Here is a 2,546-nt window from a genome sequence, read left to right as displayed (position 1 = left end):
GTAAGCGTCCAATAAGAGGGTGTATCGAAATTTCTGGCTGTTGCATGTAAACTATTGATTAGAGTTTTGGGAGTTGACTCTAAAAACTCTAAATCTAATCTAAGGAGCAGGCTTATGAATCTTTCTTCTTTGACTCCAGACAAACAGGTGAAACTTCAATACTGGCTGGATGTAATACGGCAATGCAGGGCCTCAGGACTGACAAATCAGATCTGGTGTGAACAACACGATATCTCTTTGAAAAGTTATTATTACTGGCTTTCCAAAATTCGAAAGCTTGCCCTGGAAGAAGTGCCCCGTAAGAAAAACGGCATCCACATGTGTACAGACCAACAGTCAACTGCTTTAACGGAATCCCCGGCTGAGTTTGCGGAGCTTTCACTTCCGGACAGAAACATTTCCCGTTCCACTCCTGCAGCCATACTTCATATCGGATCCATAACAGTGGAACTTTATGAAGGCACATCTGCCCAGATGCTGGAAAACATTCTGAAAGCCGTGCAGTCATGTTAGGAGATCTTTCCCATGTGGAGAAAATCTATATCCGATGCGGCTACACCGATATGAGGAAGCAGCTCAATGGCTTGCTGGATATCATCCAGTACAACTTCAAACTGGATCCTTACAGCAATTCCTTATTCCTGTTCTGTGGAAAGAGGGCTGACCGGATCAAAGCAGTCCATTACGAGGAAGACGGTTTCTGCCTTTTATACAAACGGTACGAAAACGGACGTCTCCAATGGCCGCGGACCGGCGAAGAAGCAAAACAGATTTCTGATCAGCAGCTGCGCTGGCTTCTGGAAGGTTTGAACCCGGAGCAGCCAAAGGCGGTTCAGAAATGGCTCCCGCATAAGTCTGAAAATACTGAAAATCCTTAGAAATGCTGGGAAATCTGACGATTCTATGTTATAATAATCCTATCGAAACGAAAGGGTTTTCAGGTTATGTCAGCTACGGAACAGGAGTATAAAAATCATATCAAAGAACTGGAACAGCAGGTCCGGCTCCTGAAAGAGCAGGTTGATTTCCTGACCCGTAAACTTTATGGAACAAAATCCGAGAAGACATCTACTCTCGAAATCGAGGGGCAGATGTCTCTTTTTAATGAAATCGAAACCTGTGCGGATCCTGATGCACACGAACTGGAGCTTGTTGAGATAGAGAAGCACCTACGTAAAAGGAAGTACACCGGTCAGCGGGAAGAACTGGTAAAAAATCTCCCTCACAGCAAAGTACTCCATACCATAGATGAAAGGGAACAGATATGCGATAACTGCGGGAGTACGATGGTGAAAGTAGGGGAAGAATTCGTCCGCACAGAAGTACAGTTTATCCCTGCAAAACTCAAGGTGATTGACCATTACCGGGAAACGTATGAATGCAGGTCATGCCGGAAAAACGGAACTCTTTATATGGAGAAGGCTCCGGTGCCATATCCTCCCGTCCTGCATTCTCTGGCATCTGCATCTACCATCACCTGGCTCATCCACCAGAAGTTTGAATTAAGCATCCCGCTGTACAGACAGGAAAAAGAATGGGAGGCTTTGGGATTACGTTTAAGCAGAGCGACTATGTCAAACTGGCTTCTGGTTGTCTATCGGGACTGGCTTATACACATCGTCCACCGTCTGAAGCTGGAACTTCTGAAACAGAGATACCTTCATATCGATGAAACACATGTACAGGTGCTGAAAGAACCGGGACGGAAAAATACGTCCGATTCCTATATGTGGGTTTACTGCAGCATCAGAGATGCCGTAAATCCCATCCGCTACTTCGAGTACCAGCCGGGACGAAGCGGGAAATATCCGGAAGCGTTTCTGAGGGAATATGAAGGTTATATCCATACAGACGCTTACTCCGGATACAATGCAGTTTCAGGAGTAAAAAGATGTCTTTGCTATACGCATCTGCGCCGGGCTTTCGTGGATGCGCTCCCAAAAGACATCCATAATTCGGAAGCATCAAAAGCAGCGGAAGCAATCCTCCGTCTGAATCAACTCTTTAACATAGAGTCAGAGTTGGAGGCGCTCCCTCCTGATCAGAAGAAAAAAGAACGTCTTATCCGCGAGAAACCGCTTCTCGAGGCTTTTTGGTCATGGGCAGAAAAAAGTGCCATCGGAGAGCTGCCGAAATCCAAACTTTCAAAAGCTTTTCATTACGCCTTAAATAACCGCGAAGGTTTTTGGAATTATCTGGAAGACGGGAATTGTTCCATCAGTAATTCGCTTGCGGAAAACTGTATCCGTCCCTTTGTGATCGGCAGAAAGAACTGGCTGTTCTCCGGCAGTCCGAAAGGGGCGGAAGCCAGTGCAGGAATCTATACACTGGTAGAGACAGCGAAAGCGAATGGGCTTGCCCCGATGAAATATATAAAATATATCCTGTCCGACATGCCGGGGAGTGCTTTTCTTGAACATCCTGAATATCTGGATGATTATTTGCCTTGGAATCCTCTTGTAAAAGAATTCTGTCGATAACCGTTGACCTTTTAGTATAAAAGGCTGACGGTTATTTTTCTATACACTGTTTTATTTGACGCTTAC

Annotated in this window: 3 protein-coding genes; all 3 read left to right on the top strand. The window is 45.4% G+C overall.

Features of this window, described 5'->3' with window-relative positions; genetic code table 11:
* Positions 1-114 precede the first annotated feature (114 nt).
* The 3 genes from tnpA (at position 115) to LI091_RS18255 (ending at position 2,480) form a co-directional block, all read left to right on the top strand.
* Complete coding sequence (tnpA, locus tag LI091_RS18265) at positions 115-513, top strand: IS66 family insertion sequence element accessory protein TnpA (RefSeq protein WP_059085159.1); 399 nt, start codon at positions 115-117, stop codon at positions 511-513.
* A 14-nt stretch (positions 514-527) separates the two neighbouring features.
* Entirely contained in the window at positions 528-878 is a 351-nt protein-coding gene (gene tnpB, locus LI091_RS18260) for an IS66 family insertion sequence element accessory protein TnpB (protein ID WP_199874089.1), read from the top strand.
* 66 nt (positions 879-944) lie between these two features.
* Entirely contained in the window at positions 945-2,480 is a 1,536-nt protein-coding gene (locus tag LI091_RS18255) for an IS66-like element ISRob1 family transposase (RefSeq protein WP_059085161.1), read from the top strand.
* Positions 2,481-2,546 lie beyond the last annotated feature (66 nt).

The organism is Blautia sp. MSK20_18 (assembly GCF_020553125.1).
In the GTDB taxonomy this organism is placed as follows: domain Bacteria; phylum Bacillota; class Clostridia; order Lachnospirales; family Lachnospiraceae; genus Blautia_A; species Blautia_A fusiformis.
The sequence above is the reverse complement of the archived record's forward strand: the minus strand, read 5'-3'. Positions and strand labels throughout refer to the sequence as shown.

Coding starts and splice junctions, on each gene's coding strand:
- tnpA (WP_059085159.1), top strand. CDS start 115: ATGAATCTTTCTTCTTTGACTCCAGACAAACAGGTGAAACTTCAATAC.
- LI091_RS18255 (WP_059085161.1), top strand. CDS start 945: ATGTCAGCTACGGAACAGGAGTATAAAAATCATATCAAAGAACTGGAA.